The organism is Paenarthrobacter nitroguajacolicus (genome assembly GCF_007786235.1).
Taxonomy (GTDB): Bacteria; Actinomycetota; Actinomycetes; order Actinomycetales; family Micrococcaceae; genus Arthrobacter; species Arthrobacter nitroguajacolicus_A.
In genome coordinates this window covers 47,565-69,721 of the sequence record NZ_VNFK01000009.1, presented here as the reverse complement: position 1 = coordinate 69,721, position 22,157 = coordinate 47,565, and the positions used below count along the sequence as shown (strand labels likewise).

The 22,157-nt window shown below is 61.1% G+C and carries 22 protein-coding genes; 8 read left to right on the top strand and 14 right to left on the bottom strand.

Features of this window, described 5'->3' with window-relative positions; genetic code table 11:
• Positions 1 to 62: 62 nt before the first annotated feature.
• On the bottom strand, positions 63 to 704 hold the full coding sequence (locus FQP90_RS12980; protein ID WP_144651085.1) for a TetR/AcrR family transcriptional regulator: 642 nt from the start codon (positions 702 to 704) through the stop codon (positions 63 to 65).
• A 57-nt stretch (positions 705 to 761) separates the two neighbouring features.
• Between FQP90_RS12980 and FQP90_RS12975 the strand changes: the two genes are divergently transcribed.
• The 4 genes from FQP90_RS12975 to FQP90_RS12960 all read left to right on the top strand — a co-directional run bounded on the left by FQP90_RS12975 (position 762) and on the right by FQP90_RS12960 (position 3,729).
• Entirely contained in the window at positions 762 to 1,466 is a 705-nt protein-coding gene (locus FQP90_RS12975) for a hypothetical protein (RefSeq protein WP_144651082.1), read from the top strand.
• A complete protein-coding gene (locus tag FQP90_RS12970) occupies positions 1,463 to 2,125 on the top strand; it encodes a hypothetical protein (RefSeq protein WP_144651079.1) in 663 nt (220 codons plus the stop codon). The genes FQP90_RS12975 and FQP90_RS12970 overlap by 4 nt, the downstream gene beginning before the upstream one ends.
• Positions 2,122 to 2,565, top strand: coding sequence for an SRPBCC family protein (locus FQP90_RS12965; protein ID WP_144651076.1), 444 nt, complete (start codon positions 2,122 to 2,124; stop codon positions 2,563 to 2,565). The genes FQP90_RS12970 and FQP90_RS12965 overlap by 4 nt, the downstream gene beginning before the upstream one ends.
• Positions 2,566 to 2,703: 138 nt before the next feature.
• Positions 2,704 to 3,729: a DUF808 domain-containing protein gene (locus FQP90_RS12960; protein ID WP_144651074.1), complete on the top strand. Its 1,026-nt coding sequence runs from the start codon at positions 2,704 to 2,706 to the stop codon at positions 3,727 to 3,729.
• A 73-nt stretch (positions 3,730 to 3,802) separates the two neighbouring features.
• Here FQP90_RS12960 and FQP90_RS12955 read toward each other — a convergent pair whose 3' ends face one another.
• Genes FQP90_RS12955 through FQP90_RS12910 form a run of 10 tightly spaced genes read right to left on the bottom strand, consistent with a single transcriptional unit; the run spans position 3,803 to position 14,977 of the window.
• Complete coding sequence (locus FQP90_RS12955) at positions 3,803 to 4,183, bottom strand: DUF4913 domain-containing protein (protein ID WP_144651071.1); 381 nt, start codon at positions 4,181 to 4,183, stop codon at positions 3,803 to 3,805.
• Entirely contained in the window at positions 4,180 to 5,904 is a 1,725-nt protein-coding gene (locus FQP90_RS12950; protein ID WP_144651068.1) for a type IV secretory system conjugative DNA transfer family protein, read from the bottom strand. The genes FQP90_RS12955 and FQP90_RS12950 overlap by 4 nt, the downstream gene beginning before the upstream one ends.
• The gene (locus FQP90_RS12945; protein ID WP_144651065.1) at positions 5,901 to 7,541 is read right to left on the bottom strand and encodes an ATP-binding protein; all 1,641 of its coding nucleotides are present in this window, start codon (positions 7,539 to 7,541) and stop codon (positions 5,901 to 5,903) included. The genes FQP90_RS12950 and FQP90_RS12945 overlap by 4 nt, the downstream gene beginning before the upstream one ends.
• Positions 7,538 to 9,100 (bottom strand): hypothetical protein, encoded by a 1,563-nt coding sequence (locus FQP90_RS12940; RefSeq protein WP_144651062.1) that lies wholly within the window; start codon positions 9,098 to 9,100, stop codon positions 7,538 to 7,540. The genes FQP90_RS12945 and FQP90_RS12940 overlap by 4 nt, the downstream gene beginning before the upstream one ends.
• Positions 9,101 to 9,127: 27 nt before the next feature.
• Positions 9,128 to 11,023 (bottom strand): hypothetical protein, encoded by a 1,896-nt coding sequence (locus tag FQP90_RS12935; RefSeq protein ID WP_244296759.1) that lies wholly within the window; start codon positions 11,021 to 11,023, stop codon positions 9,128 to 9,130.
• The gene (locus FQP90_RS12930) at positions 11,004 to 11,786 is read right to left on the bottom strand and encodes a hypothetical protein (RefSeq protein WP_144651060.1); all 783 of its coding nucleotides are present in this window, start codon (positions 11,784 to 11,786) and stop codon (positions 11,004 to 11,006) included. Before FQP90_RS12930 ends, FQP90_RS12935 begins: the two co-directional genes overlap by 20 nt.
• 3 nt (positions 11,787 to 11,789) lie before the next feature.
• Positions 11,790 to 12,134, bottom strand: a complete 345-nt coding sequence (locus FQP90_RS12925) for a hypothetical protein (protein ID WP_144651057.1) — start codon at positions 12,132 to 12,134, stop codon at positions 11,790 to 11,792.
• Positions 12,135 to 12,147: 13 nt separating this feature from the next.
• A complete protein-coding gene (locus FQP90_RS12920; RefSeq protein WP_144651054.1) occupies positions 12,148 to 13,329 on the bottom strand; it encodes a MinD/ParA family ATP-binding protein in 1,182 nt (393 codons plus the stop codon).
• A gap of 41 nt (positions 13,330 to 13,370) precedes the next feature.
• A complete protein-coding gene (locus FQP90_RS12915; protein ID WP_144651051.1) occupies positions 13,371 to 13,904 on the bottom strand; it encodes a hypothetical protein in 534 nt (177 codons plus the stop codon).
• On the bottom strand, positions 13,904 to 14,977 hold the full coding sequence (locus tag FQP90_RS12910; protein WP_144651048.1) for a M23 family metallopeptidase: 1,074 nt from the start codon (positions 14,975 to 14,977) through the stop codon (positions 13,904 to 13,906). Before FQP90_RS12910 ends, FQP90_RS12915 begins: the two co-directional genes overlap by 1 nt.
• 366 nt (positions 14,978 to 15,343) lie before the next feature.
• Between FQP90_RS12910 and FQP90_RS12905 the strand changes: the two genes are divergently transcribed.
• Positions 15,344 to 15,679 (top strand): winged helix-turn-helix domain-containing protein, encoded by a 336-nt coding sequence (locus tag FQP90_RS12905; RefSeq protein ID WP_144651045.1) that lies wholly within the window; start codon positions 15,344 to 15,346, stop codon positions 15,677 to 15,679.
• 187 nt (positions 15,680 to 15,866) lie between these two features.
• Positions 15,867 to 17,018, top strand: coding sequence for an alpha/beta hydrolase family protein (locus FQP90_RS12900; protein WP_144651043.1), 1,152 nt, complete (start codon positions 15,867 to 15,869; stop codon positions 17,016 to 17,018).
• On the opposite strand, the gene FQP90_RS12895 is transcribed toward FQP90_RS12900, so the two are convergent.
• Genes FQP90_RS12895 through FQP90_RS12885 form a run of 3 tightly spaced genes read right to left on the bottom strand, consistent with a single transcriptional unit; the run spans position 17,015 to position 18,828 of the window.
• Positions 17,015 to 17,929, bottom strand: coding sequence for a hypothetical protein (locus FQP90_RS12895; protein ID WP_244296758.1), 915 nt, complete (start codon positions 17,927 to 17,929; stop codon positions 17,015 to 17,017). The two genes, FQP90_RS12900 and FQP90_RS12895, sit on opposite strands and share 4 nt — an antisense overlap.
• Before the next feature lie 6 nt (positions 17,930 to 17,935).
• Positions 17,936 to 18,382: a hypothetical protein gene (locus FQP90_RS12890; protein ID WP_144651040.1), complete on the bottom strand. Its 447-nt coding sequence runs from the start codon at positions 18,380 to 18,382 to the stop codon at positions 17,936 to 17,938.
• Positions 18,379 to 18,828 carry a hypothetical protein gene (locus FQP90_RS12885; RefSeq protein WP_144651037.1) on the bottom strand — a complete coding sequence of 150 codons (450 nt, stop codon included), beginning with the start codon at positions 18,826 to 18,828 and terminating at the stop codon, positions 18,379 to 18,381. The genes FQP90_RS12890 and FQP90_RS12885 overlap by 4 nt, the downstream gene beginning before the upstream one ends.
• Before the next feature lie 629 nt (positions 18,829 to 19,457).
• On the opposite strand from FQP90_RS12885, the gene FQP90_RS12880 reads away from it, so the two are divergent.
• Entirely contained in the window at positions 19,458 to 19,691 is a 234-nt protein-coding gene (locus FQP90_RS12880; protein ID WP_144651034.1) for a hypothetical protein, read from the top strand.
• 111 nt (positions 19,692 to 19,802) lie between these two features.
• Positions 19,803 to 21,728 (top strand): MarR family transcriptional regulator, encoded by a 1,926-nt coding sequence (locus FQP90_RS12875; RefSeq protein ID WP_144651031.1) that lies wholly within the window; start codon positions 19,803 to 19,805, stop codon positions 21,726 to 21,728.
• The last annotated feature ends 429 nt before the right edge of the window (positions 21,729 to 22,157 follow it).

Sequence of the window (22,157 nt, the reverse complement as noted above, 5' to 3'; positions counted from 1 at the left end):
GCGGCGGATCCGTGGGCATGTTCGAGCGCTATCGGATTAGAAGGTCGGGCGTAAAACTCCATTCAGCTTTCGGTCAGCAGCATGCGTGGAAGGACGTCGCAGAGCCACGCCATGATCTGGTCGTGGCTCCAACCTCGCTCGTCTGCGAGCTGGTGGTACGTGCTGTCGCCATACACGGTCATGAACGCATCAGTGAGCTGACCGATGGGCCAGCCGGACCGGAGCGAGCCCTTGCCCGCCAGTATCTCCAGGACCTGACTGAACCCTTCCCGGCGAAGGTTTTCATGATAGTCGTGCGTTTGACGCACTTCGTCGTCGGTCAAAGCAGCTGCGCGAAGAACCTCCGAAATGGCCGCCGCGCGTGCAAAAAGCGGACCTGCGCCACGAATGAAAATCCGCAAAGCCTCAGCAGCGTCTGGCTCCTCCTTCATCGCTGTCCACCACGGTTGGGACTGCGGCGGGCGGGGATCCCCATCGCCCAGGACCGCAGCGTCAATTACGGCGCTGATGAGTTCGGCTTTGGTATGGAAGACGAAGTAGATGGTCTGCGAAGCCACTCCCGCGCGGGCCGCGATGCCGGCCATGGTCGCCCCCGCGAATCCCCGGGCGATAAATTCCTGGTGCGCTGCCACGACGAGCTTGCGCCTCGTGGCGTCTGCCTTCTTCCTGCGGATGCTCTTGACGCGTGCTGTGTCCGGGTTCATATTTAGAGTATCTCACTAGAGCATGACCCTAGCGAGATTCAAGACAAGGACCGTGTCATGACCACCCAGAACCGCTACCACTTCCTCGCCATCCGGACCGCAGGCCTGGCCTGCTTTTCTGCCGGACTTTTGGGGGCAGCCTTAGGTGTCTACAAGGTCTTCGTTAACCCGTCGGTCCCTGAAACTCAGTGGAGCTATCCTCTTGATAGTGCCGCGTTCACCGTCGTTCAGGTGTGGTTTGCCCTTCAACATGTAGCCCTCTTGCTCGGACTGATGGCACTCCAAAGAACAGGAGCGCTGGGTCGCGGCAGGCTGGCACGCATCGGACATCCTGTCGCCGTCGTCTCCATGGCAGGTTTCGCCGTGACGGAACTTGCCGCCATCGTCGCAGCTGCCGCACCCACGGACTCGCCCGTCGTGATTCTCCTCGGCGCGGCCTATGGCGTCTTCAGCCTCCTCCTCGGTGCGGCCCTTGTGGCGGAAGGCGATGCCGTTCTCCGGACCAAAATCTGGCAGGGCTGGCAGCGTTGGATCCCGCTCGCGCTGGGTATCTGGGTTTATGTGCCCATGCTGCCCGTGCTGGCCTGGTCATTCATCGGCGCCAGATTCGCCATCGCCGGCTGGATGCTTCTTTTCGCGTCTCTTGGATGGGTGCTGATGAGAGATCCCGGGGAACCCCTGCGGAGGGGGATGAACACGCAACACGGCAGGCGACCCGCCACCCTGGCGCGCCCCTCGCACAACAGAGTGAGGAACCCATGAACATGCATTTCTTTGTCAGACCAGCAGTAACTCTTACCGCATTGGGGACGACGGGCGGGATTGCCTGGGCCGCAGGTTTCCGCGGTTACATGGCAGAGCTCGCCGGTCCGGCGTCCACTGTTGATTGGTGGGGGACATTCGGCGCACTCATCCTTCCCGGCGCCTTTGCAGGCGGACTCCTGGGCTGGGCAGAAGCACTTCGACGGACCGGCGGACGACAGCATTGGCGCTGGCTGGCGTTGGCGCCATTGGCGTTTGCAGTGGCCCCGATGCTTCTGCCCGGCGCGGTTCCCGCCCTTCTCACCCAGGGCCTGGGCGGAGGAGCAATCGCCGTGGCACTGATGGCCATCGGTGGAGGCTACGCCCTATCGCACCGGGGTCCGCTCTGGAGCAGGCTGGCCTGTGGCATCACCAGCGCAGCTCTCCTCGCGGCCCTCGCACTGGCCGGACCTGGAATCGCTGGCCAAGCGCTGGCCTTGACGGAGCCTCGCGGGGCGTGGGTTGCCGTCCTGGTCGTGTCGTTCGTGACTGTACTGGCACTCGCCTCGTCGATCCCGCATCGGCCCGTGGTGACGGCCGGGGACCCGCTCGTCCCGCTCCGCTCGACCGGACTCGCCCGCGATGGCGTGCGGCCGCCCCTGGGAAAGGCCGCCTCATGAGACGCCTCCAACTGGAAACGCGCACCGAGTTGATGGCCCCGGCATCAAAGGTGTTCGACTTCGTCTCAGACCACACAAACGCCCCCCGATGGCAGAGCGGCATCGATGAGGTAAGACGCATTACGCCGGGCCCCATAGGCGTTGGAACGGAGCATGAACTAACTCGCAGATTCGCAGGAATGAAGGTCACCGCCCGTAACCGCTTCATCGCTTACGACCCTGGCCGTTTCGTCGCCTTCGAAATCCCATCGGGCAGGATGACCGGAGTCGCCAGTTACCTGGTGGAACCCACAGGTCCCGACACCTGTCGACTCGTCAGCACCGTGGACTTCCAGGTGACCGGTCTGGCCCGGTATGCCGTGCCCCTTCTGACAGTGATCTTCAAGCGAGACGACAAGAAAGCCCTGGCCACCCTCAAGATACTCATGGAACACTCCTAAGGCCTTGATTGGCCCGAATTAGACGCCAGCCCCCTCCATGAGAGGCCTGCCACCATATACTCCGATCATGACAATCACGCGCCACGGCCGAGGCATCCACGGCCAGCCGTCCGTCCTTGAGCAGCGCGGGGTCGTTCTTTGAGCGGGGGTCTCGTCGCGCTGTTGGACGACGTCGCAGCTCTGGCCCGCATAGCGGCTGCCTCGGTGGACGACATCGCCGCCGGAGCCGCCAAGGCCGGGGCCAAAGCCGCCGGCGTGGTTATCGACGACGCCGCTGTCACTCCGCAGTACGTGTCCGGGGCGGACCCGTCACGCGAACTGCCGATGATCAAGCGGATCTTCTGGGGCTCGCTCCGAAACAAACTGGTGATCATCCTGCCGGCGCTGCTACTCGTCAGCGCCTTCATCCCTGGTGTTATTCCGTTCATTCTCATGCTGGGCGGCACCTACCTCTGCTACGAAGGCACCGAAAAGGTCTGGCACAAGCTGCGCGGCCACCACGCCGCGACCGAGAACGCACCGGCCATCGACCGCGGTCCCGAAGCCGAGGCCAAGGTGACCAAGGGCGCCATCACCACGGACTTCATCCTGTCCTGCGAGATCATGGTCATCGCCATGAATGAAGTGGCCGATGAGTCTCTATGGGTCCGGGCACTCATCCTGGTCGTTGTGGCGTTCGTGATCACTGTCCTCGTGTACGGTGCAGTCGCACTCATCGTCAAGATGGACGACATCGGCCTGCACCTGACCACCAAGGACTCCGCAGGTTCCAAGCGCTTCGGCCAGCTGCTGGTCAAGGGGATGCCCGCCGTACTGGCAGTGATCACGCTCGTCGGCACGATCGCCATGCTTTGGGTTGGCGGCCACATCATGCTGCAAGGGACATACGACCTCGGCTGGCACGCACCCTACGACCTGGTCCATGTCCTCGAGACACCCTTCGCCGGAATTCCGGTCGTGGGCGGCTTTCTGGCCTGGCTCGTGAACACGCTGTGCTCAGCCGTCCTCGGAGCCGTATGGGGCCTCGTCGTCATGGCTATCCTGCACCCGCTGCTAAAAGTGCTGCCGATTGGCAAGAAGAAGGACAGACGCGAAGACGGCGACGTTGGCGCCGCCATCGACGGCCATCAGCCGACGAAACGCAACGCCGATCCCGCCTCCTAGGTCGCATCCAAAGAGGGTTTTGCGGTCCGCCTGAGCAACATCAGCGGCCCTCCCTGCCGGCTTGGTAAACGTGTCAGGGTGACCAGCCGTTGGGCACAGCCTCTGTCACCAAGCGCGGGGTATACGTGTCCTGGCGGCTGAAGAAGCGGTGCCCTTCCCGGCACAGTTCGAACGGGCCTGTGGCAGAGAAGAGCGTCTTGGCGTGAGCGTCCCAGTGGTAGACGAACCAGCCGGAGAGCGTGTTTTCCTCCTCGGCCCGCACGTACTCCTCGTACAGGGCACGGAGCCTTGTGACGGCTTCGGGGTGGTTCCACCACTGTGGGCACCAGTACCGGGTGTTCTCGTCGTCGGTGACAGCTTCGATGTCGTGGATGAAGGCCTCAACCCAGTCCACGAAGTTATTGATCAGTTCCTGCTCGCTCAGCTCCGGGGCTTCACCAGCTGTTTCGCTCATGCTGCGACCTGCTTTTCAGGAACGGGATCCGTGGCCGGCTGAGGTTCGCCCTTGGCCATGGCGGCCGCGGCCGCCATGCCGGCCTCAATGGTCTTGCTCAGTTCCTTGTTCTTGTGCCAGGGGGTGAGCCGCAGCAGGGTGGCCGGGGCGACGCTGCTGCTGAGGATCCCGGAGAACTTTGCCAGCTCGGCGAAATCCTGCACACTGACCTTCGGCAGACGTTCCTTCCTGTCGGAATCCTTTTCCTTACGTTGGTAGGTGCCGATCGCCTTGGACAGGCCTTCAGTCCAATCGGTTTCCTCGTTGCTGCCAACAAACCGGGCACCGGACATTTGCCACAATGTCTGCATGCCTTTGGTGCCCCATTCGCCGCAGCCCTGGGACCAACCCTGCAGGTAAAGGGTGAAGCAGAGGCCACGGGAGCCGTAGTGGCTGAAATCCTGCGGAAGCGTAGGCCAAGGAACGATGTTGGCCACTTCGTCCAGCTCGCCGACCAAGGGGATGGTCAGCCGTGCTTCGCCAGGGGTTTTGCGGACGGCGGCGTTGCAGATGGCTTTGATCATCGCCGTGAGAACAGCACCGGCACCGCCGGGGCCACGTTCGGACAGGAGGATCATGGTCTGACGTCCCTCCATGAACTTGGCTGTGTCGAAGTTCCTGATACCCGGCGTGGGAGTGGTCCACGCCAGAATTGCGTCGTGCACCAGGTCTCGGCACATGCGCTGCGTGGTGGCCACCAAGGACCCCCGTGTACGGTCAGGCCACTTGTCGAAGCCCCTCATCTCAGAAGCAGGGCGAGGGTACTCGTCAGCAAGGATGTTGCTGACTTTCTCGAACGATCCTTTGGAAATCCACTCATGGACATCTCCCAGGGCCTTCCCGGTCAGAGCCGCTGCCAGCAGCGTCCAGGCCAGGCAAGACTCCCCGGAAGGGCCGAACTGGGCGTCCTCGGCCGCTTCGCTCTCGGTACGTGGATTGTTCTTCAACGAAGCTGTGATGATCCACGAAGCCAAACGCATGGCGTCCTCAGTGCCCTTCACTTCCCACAGAGGGCTGAAAATGAAGTCCGGTTTGTCGGATTGCCGGTAAATCTTGCCGGGATCCCACAACCACACCGTTCCTAACTGGTGGCGGGCAGCGATGACCTGTGCAACGCCGTCAACCTTATTCGACGTCATCAATGCCGCGCCGGGAGCCGCTGCCAGACGAGGAACCACCAAACAGGACGTCTTACCGGATCCAGGTCCCATGATGCACACCCCCAGATCCCGCCAGCCCTGATAGAGAACGGCAGGTTTCCCGGCAGCAGTCTGGCCCAGCACTTGTCCAGGAGCTAGATCCACCGCTTTCGGGTGCAGCTGTTTGGCGTCCTTCTTCCGCTCTTTCTCCATCAGGGGGGCGAGCTTGGCGCCGGTTGCGAGTCGGCCGCCCAGCTCACGTTGCGCTGCGCTGCCCGCGCCGCCACGGCTGGCGGCCAGGAGAGCTATCCCGAAGAGAGCCATAATCGCCAAGACGATCGCAATCCACGTTGCGGCTGCTGGCCAGGCGAAGGTGCCCTCCTTGAACCGCGCCACCAACTCCGTGAAGTTCGTCCACGGCATTCCCGTGGGAGTTAGGAACTCACCGAGGAAAGCCGCGACCCAGGCGATAGCCGCCAGTCCGACAACGAGGCCGGCAAGGCTCAGCTTCATCAAAGTGTCTGTTGACGTTTGCTTGCTCATGCCGGGATGACCTCCATGGCTTCGTCGGTGATGGATTCTTCGGTGAACGCGATCGTGGAAGTGGACTTCATGGCCCCGTCCGTATCGGTCAGCTCGACTTCCAACGGGCTGCGGACGTGGATGGCTTCGAAGGGATCGTATTGGTCAATTTTGAACAGGCACGTTCCCTTGACCAGCTTCGTGATCACCTCGGCAGTCCCGACCGGGAGCGTGAACATCTCTTCACAGGCCAACGCGTCAGCGCTCTTTTGCTGCTTGTACAACAGGACCGTGCCGCACTCCTTAAGCATGGAGATCGCCGGACTGTCCTGCGGGATGTCGGAGATGTGGTGGAACGCGAACTGGCACGACAGGGACAGCGCACGCGAGAGCTTGGTGTTGCGCCTGGTCACCGTGGCCACCGACCCTTGAACAGTGTGCCAAGCCTCTTCAATCAGCAGCACCGTCGGGACTGCTTCTTCCTGCCGGTAGAGGGTGTTCGCCAGCCAGGTGTTGATGATCGTCATGACGATCGGCAGCGCCGGGCCGTCTTCCGGGAGTAGCGACACGTCGAACACCGTCAGGCCGGCGTTGAGCTGGATATCCGCGCTGGTCTCCCCGTCGATCAGACCGGCCAGGTCATCCTCGATCATGCGTTCAAGCTCGAAGGCCGGATCCTGCCCCCATTCGCGCAGCTCTTCCACCGTCAGGTTCGTGGCCTTCGCGGCATCTTCGCTGGGTGCGTAGAGGGCTTTGAGGACGTGCCCGATGTGGGCGACTTCCCCGGCCCTTTTCGCATCTGTCAACGCCTGCCGGTGCGCCATACGGACCGCTTTGCCTTCCTTGGGCGTCATCGGCCGGCGGAGGGCTTCTTCCATGACTGCACGGACCAGCATCGACTGACCGGCCGGGGTGCGGAACGCTTCGGCGCTGTCGTGGGTTTCCTCGTTCAATCGGGCAGCAATACGGGGATCGAGGATGTTGATCCGGGATCCGCCACCACCGATGCTGAACCGGACCGGAGCAACGCCGAGCTTCCGCGCAAGCGGTGTGTACTCGCCGCCGCCGACGTCCTTCTGGTACTTCTTATCAATCACGACGACGCGGCGGCCGAGGATCAGCTGACGCAGCACGCCCCAGGTTTTCATGGCCGAGGACTTCCCCTGCCCGAGGTCACCGATGTAGCAGACGTTCGGGGATTCGAGGGTGTCACCGTAAGCCGTGAACGGGTCATGGACGATCATCCACCCCGACCCGGCATCGACGCCGAACACCAGGCCGCGGTGCGAGGTCGGCGGGGAGGCAATCGCCATATGCGAGAACTCCATCTGCCGTGTTGATGACGCGATGCCCGGCGCTGCCGGGTCGTAGAACCCCAGCTTCGACGCGAAAGCCCACTTACGTTCATGATGCCACCGTGTCTTGGCGTTCGCTTTGGCCTCAAGGACCTCACGCTCCCTTGCTTCCTTCTTCTCGGCCTTCTTCACCGCACGCTTGCTCAACGGCTTGTTGCGCCGCAAACCTTCGGCAGCGGTATCGGCTGCAGCTGCTTCGAGCTCCAGCTTCCCGACGCGGGCCTGTGCCCTGAGCGTCCGCTTGGACTTGCTGGCCAGAGCCCAAGGCAGGCTGAGACGTTTGGTCTCGTTCGTGGTGCTCATCGGATTCCCCTCGTGAACGGCATGGTGGTGATCAGGGCAAGGTCGTTGCGGTGGTCCAACCAGTCAATGAACTCGATACCGGCATCGGAAGCAGCTGCCTCAACAATGTCGGTGGTGGACAGGATCTCGTTCGCGTCTTCCACCGCGAAGGAGATATACAGCCCGTAGGCCGCGCCGTGGTGGCCGGAGCCGGGCTTCAGATCCAAAAGTCGCTGGTGGGAGGCACCCATCAACACTTCTTCGGTGCCGTCGGTCACGACACCGGACTTGCTGACCTTATTGCTCGTGGCCCTGTCCATGGCTGCATCCGAGCGGGCCTTGGACCGGGCACTGCGGGCATCTTCAAGTTCCATGACCATGGACACCGAATGCACCACTGCTGGCTGGATGCCGCTGATGATCGCTTCCAACGCCTCGACCGGGATTGGTGCGGGACTGAACGCCGAGGCCGGCACGTAGCCGGTACGGATGTGCCAGTGATCATTGACCACCAGCGAAATGGGAGACGCTGCGCCGTCCAGATGCTGCCAGCAGTCCATCAGGTTGGCACCGTCGTAGTCGTCAATGTCGAAGTCCGGGTCCTGCAAGTGACGCAGCAGCGCGGCCATGGCCTCAGGGCCAAGGGGCCTGGAGTTCGTGATCGAACCCATCATCGACGCCTGGGCCATGGCGGAACGGATTTCCTGATAGATCGCCTGACCAATCCCTTCGTCCCCTGACCCGTAGGCTTCCGCGCGGCGATACAGGGCGGCGGAGCCGGGGATCCGGAACGTCTCATAGGTGCGGTGCTGTTCCGAGCGTGAACGGGTCGTCTCGCACAACTCGCCGTAGGACTCCAACAGGATCCGCGGAACGTTCTGCGCGACCCGCCGTTTGACCCACAGCAAGTGATCGGCCGAGTCCATCGGTACTGCCCGGGCCAGCGTCTGGATATGGGTGACGAGGGATTGACGGCGGGCCAGCCGGGCGAGGTACTGGCCACGGGCAACGTGGCCCGATTCCTTCCGGTACTCCTCCCGGATACCGGAGGACGAGCCCATGACCTCCACCGTGGCCGTGTAGTAGGACTTCTTGACCTTGCCCTGATGCCGGAAGATGACCAGCTGCCCTTCCGGGGTGTCGATGGCGAAGTGACGGACAGTGCCCACCATGAGAGGGGCGTTGTCCTTGTGCCGGACCGGGACTTCGATCAGACCGTTCTCGTCGGCCCGTTCCCGGTCCTTCTTCCCCGCTTTGACCATCCGCGTCTGCGGACGGTCCTTGACCGGAACGTAGACCAGGGACTTGTTCTTGGCCCGGACCTTCTTGTGCCGGACCTCCACGAAAAGAGCACCCAGGGAGCGGTGACCGGAAAGCTTGTTGGGCGTGGTCAGGATGACCCCTGCCAGGACCAGCACCGCGGCGAGGATCAGGGCCACCACGCTGCTGCCGCCGGCTAGGACGATCAACAACGCGGTACCGATGGCCACCGATAGGCCGATCCATTCCGGTGCCGTCCGGTTTCCCCCGAACAGGCCACGGCTCTGAACCTCACCGCCGACAACAACCATTCTTCCCATGACTACCTACTCCTTGCCGTACTTCTCTTACCGGCCACTGATGTGGTCGGTATCCGGTGCCATCGAACGGGCAGAGCGCTGGCCGCGCATGGAGGCTTGACGTGCCGCTTCCCTGCCTGCCAGCAGGAACGCCGTCGCGCCACCGGCTGCGACTTTTGCGGATCCCCGGCCCATTGCCCCGGCACCGGTTTTCAGAGCTTGTGCTGTCTTTGCTCCGCCGGTTCCGGCGCGGTCGGCTTTTTGCAGCTCCCCGATCGTGCGGGTCTCCGGCTGGCCCTGACCACTCTGACCTGTAGATGTGCCTTGTTCGTTGGGAACCCGGGAAGCTGCACTGCGGCGGCCAGAAACCCCGGCTCCTTGGGAACCAAGTCCTGATCCTGACGTGCCCTGACCTTCTGAAGGCGTTGCCTGCCCGGTCAAGCCGTTCGACCCTGGATCACCACCGGGGGTAATCCCGTTCCGGCCGCCGGGGGTGCCGGACTGAACCTGGGCGGTTCGCTTCTGCCGGATCGCGGAGGAGATCGCTGCCCCGGCGCCGGCGACCATGGCCGCCCCGGCGACGGACTGACGGCCCTCACCCAGATTGCTTGAGGATGACGGCAGGATCGGCACGTACTTGTAAAGCAGCGGCAGCGCGAAAGCCAAAAGGCACATCGCGGCCGCGGCCAGGAACACCGACGTCGCGTTCACCATGCCATCGTCCACGCCCTCACCGACGAACGCCGGACGTGAGGCGATGTAGCTGAACACTGCACCCATGAGCAGAAGCAGCAACGGTTTCGACAGGGAAATCCCGAGCCACAGAGCGCCGACCTTGCCTACGCGTTCGCGGTACTTCGGGTGGATCAAGAATCCGACCATGATCGCGACGCCCAGTCCCAGCAAGTACAGGGCGAGCGGCTGCAAGGCGAGCAACCCGAGCATGGCCCACGCTGCGATGAACAGCAGACCGAACAGCAGGACCGCCGCCAAGGGACCGAAAGCGCCGCTGGACTCGTAGGAAGCGAACCGGGAAATGGCGACCCCGAAGTCCGTGACCCTGCTGGAAGTCCAGAAGGTGATCCCTTCAGTGACACCGCTCATCCATCCGTTGATCACGTAGCCGATCGGAGGACCGAACAGCACCAGGATCATGGACAACGGCCCGTACCAGAGTAGCGACGTCCGGGCGGAGTCCATATCGATCTCTTCGTTAGCGACGTCTTTCCAGAGCTTGAAATACACCAGCCCCATGATCAGGATCCCGATCCCGGCGAACACCGCCCACGTCGCGCGGAAGCCGTCATCAATCTCGAACACGGAGACCTTCAACAGGTTGTTCAACACCTCGTTGGTGGACTTCACGCCCTCGGCCTTAACGGTGTTTGCGAACTTCTCAAACCCGTCCTTCGCGTTAGCGATGAACGCCACGGTATCGACCGTGCCCAGGACGACCTGACCGCCCGGCATCGCCGAGATGGCCGTCCGCATCACCACGCCGGCAATGGGAGCGAATTCGTTAAACACGGACCCTTGGGCGCACCACGCGGTAGCTGATGCCGGCGCACCAGCTCCGGACAGCGCCGCGCAGAATGGAACCGTGTTACTGCCGTCGTAGTCCAGGGACTTCTCGGGCGTGGTCAGGAAGGTACCGAACGCTTTGGCCGCAACGTTTTCACAGTTGCTGCCACCCATGGCTCCGAAAAACCACGGATCGGCGCAGGCTGACTTGCCGAGTTCCTGGTTTAGCCGGTCTTTGATCTTTATTCGCTGGTCCTCCGGCAGCCCAGCAAGGCGCTTGAGCTGGTCCGCGTTCAACTTCTCCGACTTGCTCACTTCGTCCGCTGCCTGTGCAGGACCGGCGAAGACGACACCGAAGCTGAGGAACAACGCCAGAAAGACGGCGACCAGGCGGATCGTCCTGCTAACGCTTAGCGTTCGCATACTCAACCCACCCCTCACGGCTAATGTCCTTGAAGAAGGCATTGACCAGATCGTCCCGCAGAACCGGTGTGGCCTCGTCCTCCATGTTGGTGCCAACGCTCATAGGGCCGCTGTCCTTGACCCGGCCCTCGAAATCCTGGCCGCTTTGCACAATTGCAGCGTCGGAAATCTTCCAGTCACCATCCCAGACCAGCTCAAACGTGACAGTTTGGAAGGCACCGTTCGCGGCCTTGTTGACTCTGGCGGAAACGGCTCCAGTAAACACCTGGACTACGGCTTTCTTCTTCTCGTCGCAGCTGGCAACCCGGTACAAGCCACCAGCAGCCACATCAGTGCGCGAGTACCACCCACCTTCGAAGGACCCAGGAACCGGACTCTTCGCTTCGGCGAGGACGTTGTTCGAAGAGGTAATCCTCTCGAACCAAGGACCCGGCTTGCCTACCTCAGTGAGGGTCTTCTTTTGCTGTGCCCACGTATCAAGTTTCAGGTCTTTGATGAGGTGGGTGTAGTTGGCGGCTGCTTGGGCGGCTGAGTCACAGCTGCCGTTGTAGCCAGTGATGGTTTTTCCGTCGCTGGCTGTTTTAGTCCCGCCCTCGCCGATCCTGATCCCGGAGACGGGGAACCCGAACTTCCCGGATGCCTGCAGGGAACCGGGATCATCCGGTTTGGCTGCCGGTGCTGGTGGGTTCAGCAGGACGACGGCCACAGCGATAACTAGGATCACCGCCCCCAATGCTGTGAGGAGTTTCCAGTGCTTCCGCATGGGTTAGGCTCCTGCTGCCGTGGCGAGTGCGAGAATGCCGCCGATGATGACGCTTGCGCCAGCTGCGGCACCGAAGGCGATACCGGTCTTCTTGGCCCCTGCTGCGCCGTCTTCGATGTCATCGGAGTGGCCGCGGTTGCGGGCGATTCCCCACTTCATGAGGTTCCAGATGAACATGCCAGCCAGGAGGATCAGGGCAAGCGCCCAGAGTGCGCCGAGGACCATTTGAACAGCTCCGGTGAATTTCACGCCGAGAACGTCAATGCTGGGTGTTACGCCATCCAGAGGGTTGTCGATCAGGGGCACGGCTGTGCGGATGATGATTTCGTTGCCAATGGTCTTGAACATGATTCTCGGTTCCTTATCGGTTGGTGGTTTTGGTGGAGGTGGCGCGGTCAACGGCCAAGAGGCCTTCAGCGATTTCCGCGGATGCACGTTCGAAGGCGCGGCGGGCCGGGTCACCGACGAGCTGCCAGTCGATGATTGAGCCGGTATCCAGCGCCCCGTCGTACGGGATGTCGATCAGCACCCGTACCGCGGAGGCAAGATTCTCGCGAAGCTCTGCCTGCTCGGCTGCGGAGACTTTAGCCCCGCCGCCCTGGGTGACCAGCACGACGGCGTTGGTCACCAGGTCTTTGTAGTGCGGGTTGCCGGTGCGTTCGGACATGGATTCGAGCTGTTCGATCATCCGCAGCGCGGAGACGACAGCGTTGCGCTTCAGCGTTGTAGGAATCACCAGCTGGTCGGTGACCTCGATCGAGGCAAGCCAGTTCGCTGAGCGGGTGTTGTTCCCGGTGTCCACGATGATGGTGTCGTAGAAACGGCTCACCACGGTGTGGATGCGGTTGAATTCCTCTGCACCAATGGACTTCATCCGGTCCGCGTCTTCGTCCGCGACCAGGACGGAGAACTGGTTGTTGCCCTGGTGGCGGGTGTAGTAGGACAGTTCACCCTTACGGGCGGTGACGGTCTCGAAGGACTCCAGCACGTTCAGCAGATCCCACACGGTGCGGGTGGAGTCGTTCGCATTGGTCCGGACGCCGGCGGTGCCCATCATCTCGTTGTTGTCCCACACCAGCGTCTGCTGGCCGGAGTGGATCCCGAACGTGGAGCCCAAGCCGACGCTGCACATCGTCTTGCCCACCCCGCCCAGGGGCTGGGCGACCATGATCTGCATTGGACGGGAGTACACACGCTGGATCGCGGACAGGTCCGCCCGGCGTGCCAGCTCGGCCGCGCCTACCTTGGGGCTGATCAGACCGAAGCTGACTGCCCGCAGGAATGCCTGCCATCCGGTGGCCGGCGGCAGCTGGTCGTTCACGTTCTCCTTACGGAGCACAGCGGCGCTGCGGCGGCCGCTGACCAAAGGTGCTTCGCGGTGATCCACCACCGTCTCAGGCTTCGTTTCCTCTGCGTCCGGTTCGGCGTCCGGTACGGCGTGGATGATCGTGGCCGGGTCGGTTGTGATTGCTTCGGGTTCGGCGTCGGTCAGGCTGATGGGTGCGCGGCTCTTCCGTTCGCTTCCTTGCCAGTTCGTGCTCATCGGATGGTTCCTCTCGCTCGTTTCAGGTTCTGTCTTTGGGTTCATGAGGTCGGGTCTTGCGGGGATATGGCTGTTACCAGCCAAGGCTGCTGCTGCCCGGAGCGGTGCAGGAGCATCGTCCAGCGGCCCGCATCGGTGGAGAACGTTGCCGTGACAGTCATCGGGTTGCCGGCCTCCCGGCTGATCGCTGGTCCGTCCGTGATCTTCCGGATGGGCACCCGGGCCGGGTCGATGTACTTCGCATCCTCGGCGTACTCTGGCGCCAGATGCGGGGCCAGGTCAGCGAACCAGGTTGTCTCCGGAACATCGGGGCGGGCGAACAGGCCCATGACCTTGGCTGCGGTGGCCTTGACCGCTTTCTCCGCGCCGGCGTCCCAGGTCACTTCAGGGACCCCGTAGTGCTCATCGGCGCCGTGGTCGTGGCCATCGTCGGCATGGTGGCTCGCCTGGCCGGCCTGTCCGGTGTTCACAGTGGGGGTCGAATCGGCTGCCGGTTCGGTGCCCGCGTTTCCGGCGCAGGCACTCAGGGAGAGCGCGGCGGCAAGTGCGGCTGTGAGTGCGAGGTGCTTGCGCATCAGAGAATGCCTTTCTCTTTCATGATCGGGGTCGGGTCGATGGTGGGATCGATCGGAACCATAGGGTTGGGCAAGGCGCCGGCGAAGAACTCCATGTGGAGGTGGCGGCCGGTGACGTTGCCTGTCGCGCCTTCGGTGCCCAGCGCTGTTCCGGCGGCCACGGTGTCGCCTTCCTTGACCTTCACCGAGCCAGCCTCCATGTGGTACATGCCGATGGTGAGCTTCCCGTCAACGGTTTGGCCGGTCACACCGGTGCCGAACAGGCCGTCAAGATTGCGGACCTTGACGATCTTCATATCCGTCAGGGCCACGATCGTTCCCGGCCCTCCGGGATGAACGAAGTCAATGCCGTAGTGGAAGTTCGCCAGCACACCCCCGGCAGTGCCGGGCGGGGCCGGACGGGGACCGTAGCCACTGCTGTTGATCGCCCCTTCCATGGGCTTGACCCACTTACCGGCCAAATCCCCCACAACCTGGTTGCCCTCAGCCGGGCAGACACCGGACGGGTCCACCGCAGCGCCGGACTCCCCACCCAGGGCTTTGAAGACCTCCGTGGCCTGGGCACGGAACTTCGTGTAGTGGTTCGGGTCCGCGTTGCGCTGTGCCCTGTGAATGGCGACTGTCGGCTCGAGGGTTTCCCAGCCCTCCACACGCTGGAGGGCTTTGAAGAAATTCGTCGCCGAAATGGTGGGGTCCATCCGGTCCGCATAGGAACCCCACGCGCCGTTGGCACGCTGCTGGAACAGCCCACGGGAATCCGGGCCTGCCCCGTCCCCGTAGTCAACGACGCGGAGTGTGGATTCACCGATTGCGGTTTGGATCCCGATCAGCTGCGCTGCCACGGGCAATCCCAGGGATTTGGCCGCGTTCATGATCGCCTGGGCGTTCTTCATCTGCTCAGCATCAAAGCCAGCCACTCCCCCCGCAGGGGCAGGACCAACAGCTACGCCCGCAGGTGCCGCGCACGATGATGCCGCCTGCGCCGGATCACTGTCATCCAGGACAACAGTGACAAGGCCAACGGTTAGCAGCGCAACGATCGATGCGCCGGTAATGACTTTGCGGGCGGTCATCGCTTCACCACCGAACGTACCTGCGGCAGTTAGGCAGTGACGCGTTCAACGGCCGCTGTGTACCGAACGGCAGCATGTTCTTCAAAACCTGTCCCTCCCCCATGGGCATCGCTTCTTATCTACTGCCAGCTACTGACAATCAAGTCGACGCTGGCGTGCCATTCTTCTCTCGCTCCAACCAAGATGCTTGTCACATCGTCAGCATGAGACGCATCTCGTCCTTCGGCAGGATCCCCTTCCGAAGGACGTTGCGCCTCCTTCTTTCGAATAAGGCCTACAATTTGACTGTAGCTCAAAGTTGATCATTTAGCGATACACTTGAATCTGCGACTCAGAGCTATCCGAATAATCGGGCAAGATAGACGCATGCCGCGCCTCATCCAGCCCAATCATCCGCAGGAGGTTGAGGCAGCCATCGAAGTTCTCGGAAATCGGGCCCACGCGGCCATACTGCGTTACCTGCATCAGAACGGCCCCTGCACCACCGGCGAAATCCTCAAGGGGATTGTCCTGGACGACAACAGGAAGCTGACCCGACCCAGTCTTCAACACCACCTGGAAGCCCTCGAAGCTTCCGGTGCCGTCACGGCCGACTTCCCCGCAGGTCAACGGCATGGCAAGCGCGTGAAGTACGAGGCCAATATTGATGCCGTGGAGTTCGAGATGCTTCCTGCCTATGTCAACTACCTCCGCGGTAGATGAACGCCGCAGTCATAACAAGCCTTGTCAAATAGCAATACCTTCTTGTTTCACTAAGCACGTTACATGCCTGTAGTGAACATGTGCAACGCCTGTAGTGAGCATGATTTACGCCGTCACCAGGCAGTAAGGGACGTTACGATGTCTGGGTCCCATTTCCCCTTGATCCGCCTTGGAGGACGAAGACCCAATGCTGACGAAACGGCGCATCCTGAGCTGCTTGGCGTTCCTTGTGCCGGCCGCAGGGCTATCCGGGTTCGCCGTCGTCATGGCCCGGAAAATCGTCAAGCGAGGCCCAAAGGACTACCGCCGGGCAGAGATGGTGGACGGCGGACGTCGCGTCCGCATTGACTTGGACGACTACACCAAAGCCCCAGGTGACTTCGGCGTGTTCGACCCCGTGACGGCCAAATACACGCGAGTCGGTGAGGTCACCCGGATCGACGAGGAACAAAAATTCGTAGAAAGGCTGCTCGATCAGTCAAGCTCCACGCCGGGTGGTCTGGGCCCAATCGTCGATTGGACCCCCGACGTTTTCTTCGAGCCCGCTGCCGTCCGCGGTCACTATCAAGAGGTGGATGTCCCCACCGAGTACGGTGCGGCGCCGGCATGGCTATTTGAGGCCGCAAATCAGGACGTGTGGGTAATCCATATCCATGGCAGCTGGACGGACCGCTCGATCATGTTCCGAGATGTCCATGCATTCAGCTCCTTAGGATTCACATCTCTGGTTCCCACATTTCGCAGTGACGTCGAGGTCAGCCCGCCCCAGGCGGAATCGAGTCACTTGGGGCAAACGGAATGGCGTGACGTGGAAAGTGCCGTGTCCTATGCCGTTGCTCATGGAGCCAAGCGCGTCATACTCTCCGGCTGGTCCATGGGTGGGACCATGGCCCTGCTCACGGCAGAGCGCAGCGCCCACCGGGACAGGATCGTCGGGCTCGTCCTGGTAGGTCCCGTCACCAGCTGGCGGAAAGCCATTACAGCAGGAGCAGTGCGGGCCCGGGTGCCGGCGGTTGGTGCCGGCCTTGTTATGCGCCTGTTGGGTGCCCCCGTGTTCGCGAGGATGCTCGGGCTGGAAGAACCGATTGATTTCGATGCGCTCGATTGGGTGGACGTAGCCAACAGGGTGGATGTCCCTACCCTGGTCTTGCACTCGACCGCTGATCAAGAGGTTCCTTGGGAGATCTCGGCCGCGTTCCAACGCGCGAATCCGGCCACCGTCACCTTGATCTCACTACCCGAGGCACACCACACCCAGGAGTGGAACGCCTCGCCTTCTACCTTCACCAACGAACTGACCAGTTGGGTCAGGAACACGATCTTGACCGATCAGAGCTAGGTCCGCGCGTCGAGCTTGGCTTCGATGTGGCTGATCCTGCCTTGAACAGAGTCCGGAAAGTCCATCAAGTTCACCCGCTCGTAGTTGTGCAGCACAATGAGGCTTTTGTAGACGCCGTTTTCGAGCGTTTCATTGAAGAGATCCCAGGCCGGACTGACTCGTGACCGATCGGCGCGGACGCGCATCCTCAAAGCGGTCAGCCACAGAGCATCGATCATCCAGAGATGCAATCTGGGCAGCTGCTTCGACAGGAAGAGAATCAACCATCCCGCGGCGGTCACTGAAAGGCCTACATAGAAAAGGCGGTCAAACCAGGCACCGATATCCCGGGCTAGGGCGTCCCAGGGCGAGAAATAGAACAGCACCACGTATGTGATGTGGCACGAAACGGCGGCCGCAACCACCAGCAGGCCCGCTGAGAATGTGGCGTACAGTCCCTTGGCTTTGTGCCGAAGCATGTAGATGATCCTGAGGACGGTGAACAACAGCGCGAGCATGTATATGCCGCTGTACACGGCGGTAGCGAGCTGGTCCATGCGGGTATCGATGAAGTCCGCGGCCGTTGGAGCTTTGTCCTGAATCAGGCTGAAGCTGGCAACCATGATGGGAATGCTCAGCAACGGCGCGTAATAGGTCCATCTGACTATGGGTACGTTCGCCAGACGCCGCACGCTGTCATTGAAGAAGAAGATTGCCAGGAGCGCGAAGACGGCCTGGAGCAGGTTCGTCACATTGATGCCACCGAGGTAGCGGTCAATATCCTCCAACGGTGTAACCGTTCCCAAAACATAGAGTGCCGCGAGCCCGAAGATCGATGCCACCCACGAGGCCCGGGATTCCGCGACCTTGACCACCGAGGGGATCCGAAGGAGGCATAGGGCGCTCAGCAGCCCAAAGAGCAACAGTTTCATGGTTTATCAGAGGAAAGGATCAAGATCGGACGAGCTGCGTGAACGCGTCTTCTTCGACATCTCGAACGCGAAATCCTCAACCCACCGTTCGACAGGGTGATTCGGAACCGACCGGCAGGTGATGCTAATCGCGTCCGCGGTTTCCCTCAGCATCTCTCCAGAGAGATCCGGCAGGGCAAGGGCAACCTGAAGGCTCTCCAGGTAGATGTGTCCGAGCTCGTGATAGATGCAATGAAGCTTGTACTGCTGGGACTTCTGCGGGGGGAAATACACGTTGATGCGATCCTCAAATTCGGCCTTGAACGCCGTCAGGGAACCCCAGGACTCGTTGTACTCGATCAGATTGATCGGCTTCTCGCAGATCACGGTCAGGCGTTCGACGACTTCCTTCATCGACGTCGTGCCGTCACCGCACAACTCCCGAACCTTGTCCTGTACAGGTGGGAGAGTCATTCATCCTCACCGTTCATCGACGAGTCGATAATCCTCGTGATCATCCTCAGTGTTTCCGGCGACGTCGCGCCCAGGTTCCTCGCGGCGAAGTTCTTCACCTTGAGCTTGCGCATCTGCACAAGGAAGTCCATCCGCGCTTCCACCTCGGGAGGAGTCTCACTGTTGAGATCAACAAGATAGCTGGCCGGCACACCAAAAACGAACTCTGCGATGCCCCTCAGAAGTCCCTGATCGGTCACCAGGCTGCCAGTGCCATTGATCAAATATGACCACCGTGTCCGCGACAGATGGATCCCGTTGGCAGAAAGTGCTTCCTCCACGTGATTGTACGTAAGCGCCGCGTTGTTGTCGGACTCCCAGATATCCACCAGGATGCCCATACGATCCGCCAGGCGCTCCTTCTTCTGCTGTTGCGTAAGGAACACGCTACGACCCCCATTTGCCATCTCAAAGCTCCTTCAGCCAAGGTCAGCTGCTTGCGATGCGACCGCTATATAGAGCAGGCGGACAGCCGACACAAAACTTTACCCGATGTCATTCATAGCGTATAGGCCATGAGTAACAACTGAGTTGTGCATGTGCGGAGCATGTATGTAGGCTGTCGCGTACTTGAGTTTCTTGGGGGAATTCAAGTCGATGCCGCCGGAACCCGTACGGGCACCTACCAGGTTCACTGAAAACCGGGTTTCGGCGGACGCTCGTCGTGGGGAACGAAAGGATGGCGTGGCTTGAACTCAAGGGACGGCTGCCGCGGGCACCCCCAACGCTGTTGCATGGAGCCCCGCCCAGTCATGTTTTCTTTCCCCGCCCCGGCTGGCTGGCCGCCGGGCGTATGTGCGTGAATAGACGGACCGGACGTTCACCCGCACCAAGGCTGAAGCCCGCCATCAGCTTCACAAGCAGAGGGCGGCGACACGCAGGGCCGTTTTCTGTAAACAAATCCCCCGATGAGACTCGGCGCGGTGCTAGGTTCGAGTCAGTCGATAGCTGTAAACAGAAATTCGATCGACTGCACGTGGCACCAACGATGAACCAGCTGCAACCCTTGGTTGTGCGAGATTCAAAGGACCTGACAATGAGCGCAGTAATCAATCGTGGAGGCGGTCGGCCCAGCAAGGGCCTCCGCAAATACATTGGCTTCCGCACGCCGGCCAAGACCGCGGAGGACGTTCACATGATCGCCGCCGCAAAAGGCATGACTGTCACCGACTATGTTGCCTCTGCAGTCGACCGGTCCTTGCGCGAAGATTTGGCTTTGCTGGGTCAGTTCGCTCAGCAGGATGAACTCCCGATCCGTATGGCCTCGTAGATACAAGGAAGGCCCGCCATTAGCGGGCCTTCGAAGCTGAAGATTCACGATCCGGATAGCTTGCCGGCAGACAGATCGTAAATCGTATGGAAGTCCTTAACAGGCCTTCATTTGTGTAGCAAAACCGATCTGGCAGGATCGGCCCTTCGTCATTCCCTGAACAGGAACAAAATCATCGTACAACAGCACGCTCTCGTGCTGCCAGCAGCCGACGCTACTGGCGTGTCTCAGGAGCCATCCCAGACCTCCAACGCCGCTCAGGTGTGGGCTGCGCTGACGCCTCTTCTCGCAGGTCAACCCCGCATTCGCCTCTCCCGGGACGGCGGTAAGACCTACCCCCAGAAGCACGAACGAGCTCTGACTGAGGCCCTCCCCACTTTTCCTGCGGCCGTCCGGATCTTCGGCAAAGACGGCAGCTGCTCGGCAATCTTCCTTGACTTCGACTCGTCGATTGCGGGCATCGACTGGGTAGAAGCCGATGTGAAATCTCTTCAAACGTGGTTGCACAGCTGTGGGGCTCGGTGGATTGAAGATCATTCGCCCAATGGCGGACGGCACGTATACATACCACTGGAAAAACGGATTGCCTTTTCTGAAGCACGCGATGTTGTCGAGGCATTAGGCACCCGATACCGCACATTGGACAAGACGCCGCACCAGAACATGCTTCACGGCTGCATGCGAACCCCTGGGTCACCGCACAAGCGTGGCGGGTATCAGGAACTCGCCATGAGCCTCAGCATGGCCTACGACGTTGCGAGACGCCCAAACAAGGAACAAGTATGGGCAACAATTCGTGCAGACCTAAAGGACGAAATCGCCGGCGTACGGGGGCTGAGACTGGAGCAGCCACTGGCGGCAGACAGCGAAGCTTTTGAAGTACCGCCAATGGCCGGTCGGATGTCCAGGCCTATGCAGCAGATGGCGCTATCAGGCCTGTACGACGCGAACCGGTACGCCTCAGATTCAGAAGCACGTCAGGCAGTCCTGACAGCGGCGGCCGCCGCGGGCATGAAACTCATCGATGTAGAACGGCGAGTCCTCCAGGGTGTTTGGCCCGGACTCGCGTCTTTCTATGCCCGCTACCCTTCCATCCACAGGCTTCCGTCCCTGAAGCGAGACTGGAAAAACGCGATCACCTACCTGCGAAAAAACCAGATCAAAGAGGCAGGGAATAACAATGCACGTAGATCCCCCACAAGCCAGCCAAATACACAGCCCCCACTAGGATCCGCGCCTAACTTAGATGCCAACAGTGAGCACCGCTACCTGCGGACTTGGCAAAACGCACTGCGACTAAGAGAGCCCGCATACGCTAGCTCCCGCAGTGGCTTGGCTCGGCGTGTGGTTCTAAGAGCTCTCGGGGCAGCCGCTCACATGACGGCTTCTCGGTTCGTTGAGTTCGGTGATCGGTCAATCGCCGTGGCGACAGGTCTTGACCACACAACCGTAGGCTCCCACCTGAGGGCTCTCCGTTCTGAAAAGGATCCTCTGGTGACCTTGGTGGAGCGCGGACGAGGGACTAAAGGCGACCTGTACATGTTGACGATTCCTGAAGGCCTTCGGTCAGGCGCCGAAGATCTGTCTTGGCGAAAGGGAAAGATCCATGCGCTCAGACCCGTCTTCAGGGAACTGGGCCTGCCGGCAGCGTTTGTTTACGAAGCACTGGAGCGCACCCCCGGATTGACCACCACGGAGTTGGTGAGTCAGACAAAGCTGTCCAGGACCGCTGTGAGTGAGGGTCTTGAGATCTTGGCCGCCTGGAACATGGTGTCAAGGAACGGTGGGAGATGCTGGAGAGTTATCGCGTCGACGTCCCTCCAGGAACTCGCTGAATACTTTGGAGTGCTCGAGTCTATAGCAGGCCAGCTACAGAGGTACCGCATCGAGCGGGTCATATGGCGCGAGTGGCTTTCGAGAAATGTGAATACAGTAGCGGAACTCCTATCCCCCACTGAAGATTACCCATGGGAAGCCTACGAAGGACCACCTGACGAATGGACCCTAGCTGATATGGCCTTCACCAGAGCGATGTAATCCGGATCGAGATCACAGGTCTCAGACGACGAAATCGTTAGGCAGGCGGCGGCAGAACGCCATTGGTTTGTATTGGTCGTGCAGCTCCTTCTGAGGAGGATTATCCAGCTCGGTTCCATCGTTGATGAGCTGCTTGGCGTGACATTCCAGTTTCTGCGCCTATATCGGCCCATGTCAGACCGGAATCCCGTGCAGCGTTGACAGCCTCGTGCAGACGGGCAGCTGCCCGGTCATAACTGCGAGCAGCCATTTGGAGTGCCCAAGCCTGCACGTGTTTCTGCCATTCGCTCAGGATGGATTCTTCTACCGACAATGGCGGTATAGCTGGTGATCCAATCAGTGCTTTTGCTCGATATCTAGCCATGTCGGTTCTGCCTACCCCCAGGACGCGCTGCCACTGTCTACCAGTCCAGCCGCATTCGCAGGTAC

Excerpts from the sequence above, each read along its gene's own strand:
- FQP90_RS12980 (WP_144651085.1), bottom strand. The coding sequence starts at position 704 with ATGAACCCGGACACAGCACGCGTCAAGAGCATCCGCAGGAAGAAGGCA.
- FQP90_RS12975 (WP_144651082.1), top strand. The coding sequence starts at position 762 with ATGACCACCCAGAACCGCTACCACTTCCTCGCCATCCGGACCGCAGGC.
- FQP90_RS12970 (WP_144651079.1), top strand. The coding sequence starts at position 1,463 with ATGAACATGCATTTCTTTGTCAGACCAGCAGTAACTCTTACCGCATTG.
- FQP90_RS12965 (WP_144651076.1), top strand. The coding sequence starts at position 2,122 with ATGAGACGCCTCCAACTGGAAACGCGCACCGAGTTGATGGCCCCGGCA.
- FQP90_RS12955 (WP_144651071.1), bottom strand. The coding sequence starts at position 4,183 with ATGAGCGAAACAGCTGGTGAAGCCCCGGAGCTGAGCGAGCAGGAACTG.
- FQP90_RS12950 (WP_144651068.1), bottom strand. The coding sequence starts at position 5,904 with ATGAGCAAGCAAACGTCAACAGACACTTTGATGAAGCTGAGCCTTGCC.
- FQP90_RS12945 (WP_144651065.1), bottom strand. The coding sequence starts at position 7,541 with ATGAGCACCACGAACGAGACCAAACGTCTCAGCCTGCCTTGGGCTCTG.
- FQP90_RS12940 (WP_144651062.1), bottom strand. The coding sequence starts at position 9,100 with ATGGGAAGAATGGTTGTTGTCGGCGGTGAGGTTCAGAGCCGTGGCCTG.
- FQP90_RS12935 (WP_244296759.1), bottom strand. The coding sequence starts at position 11,023 with ATGCGAACGCTAAGCGTTAGCAGGACGATCCGCCTGGTCGCCGTCTTT.
- FQP90_RS12930 (WP_144651060.1), bottom strand. The coding sequence starts at position 11,786 with ATGCGGAAGCACTGGAAACTCCTCACAGCATTGGGGGCGGTGATCCTA.
- FQP90_RS12925 (WP_144651057.1), bottom strand. The coding sequence starts at position 12,134 with ATGTTCAAGACCATTGGCAACGAAATCATCATCCGCACAGCCGTGCCC.
- FQP90_RS12920 (WP_144651054.1), bottom strand. The coding sequence starts at position 13,329 with ATGAGCACGAACTGGCAAGGAAGCGAACGGAAGAGCCGCGCACCCATC.
- FQP90_RS12915 (WP_144651051.1), bottom strand. The coding sequence starts at position 13,904 with ATGCGCAAGCACCTCGCACTCACAGCCGCACTTGCCGCCGCGCTCTCC.
- FQP90_RS12910 (WP_144651048.1), bottom strand. The coding sequence starts at position 14,977 with ATGACCGCCCGCAAAGTCATTACCGGCGCATCGATCGTTGCGCTGCTA.
- FQP90_RS12905 (WP_144651045.1), top strand. The coding sequence starts at position 15,344 with ATGCCGCGCCTCATCCAGCCCAATCATCCGCAGGAGGTTGAGGCAGCC.
- FQP90_RS12900 (WP_144651043.1), top strand. The coding sequence starts at position 15,867 with ATGCTGACGAAACGGCGCATCCTGAGCTGCTTGGCGTTCCTTGTGCCG.
- FQP90_RS12895 (WP_244296758.1), bottom strand. The coding sequence starts at position 17,929 with ATGAAACTGTTGCTCTTTGGGCTGCTGAGCGCCCTATGCCTCCTTCGG.
- FQP90_RS12890 (WP_144651040.1), bottom strand. The coding sequence starts at position 18,382 with ATGACTCTCCCACCTGTACAGGACAAGGTTCGGGAGTTGTGCGGTGAC.
- FQP90_RS12885 (WP_144651037.1), bottom strand. The coding sequence starts at position 18,828 with ATGGCAAATGGGGGTCGTAGCGTGTTCCTTACGCAACAGCAGAAGAAG.
- FQP90_RS12880 (WP_144651034.1), top strand. The coding sequence starts at position 19,458 with ATGAGCGCAGTAATCAATCGTGGAGGCGGTCGGCCCAGCAAGGGCCTC.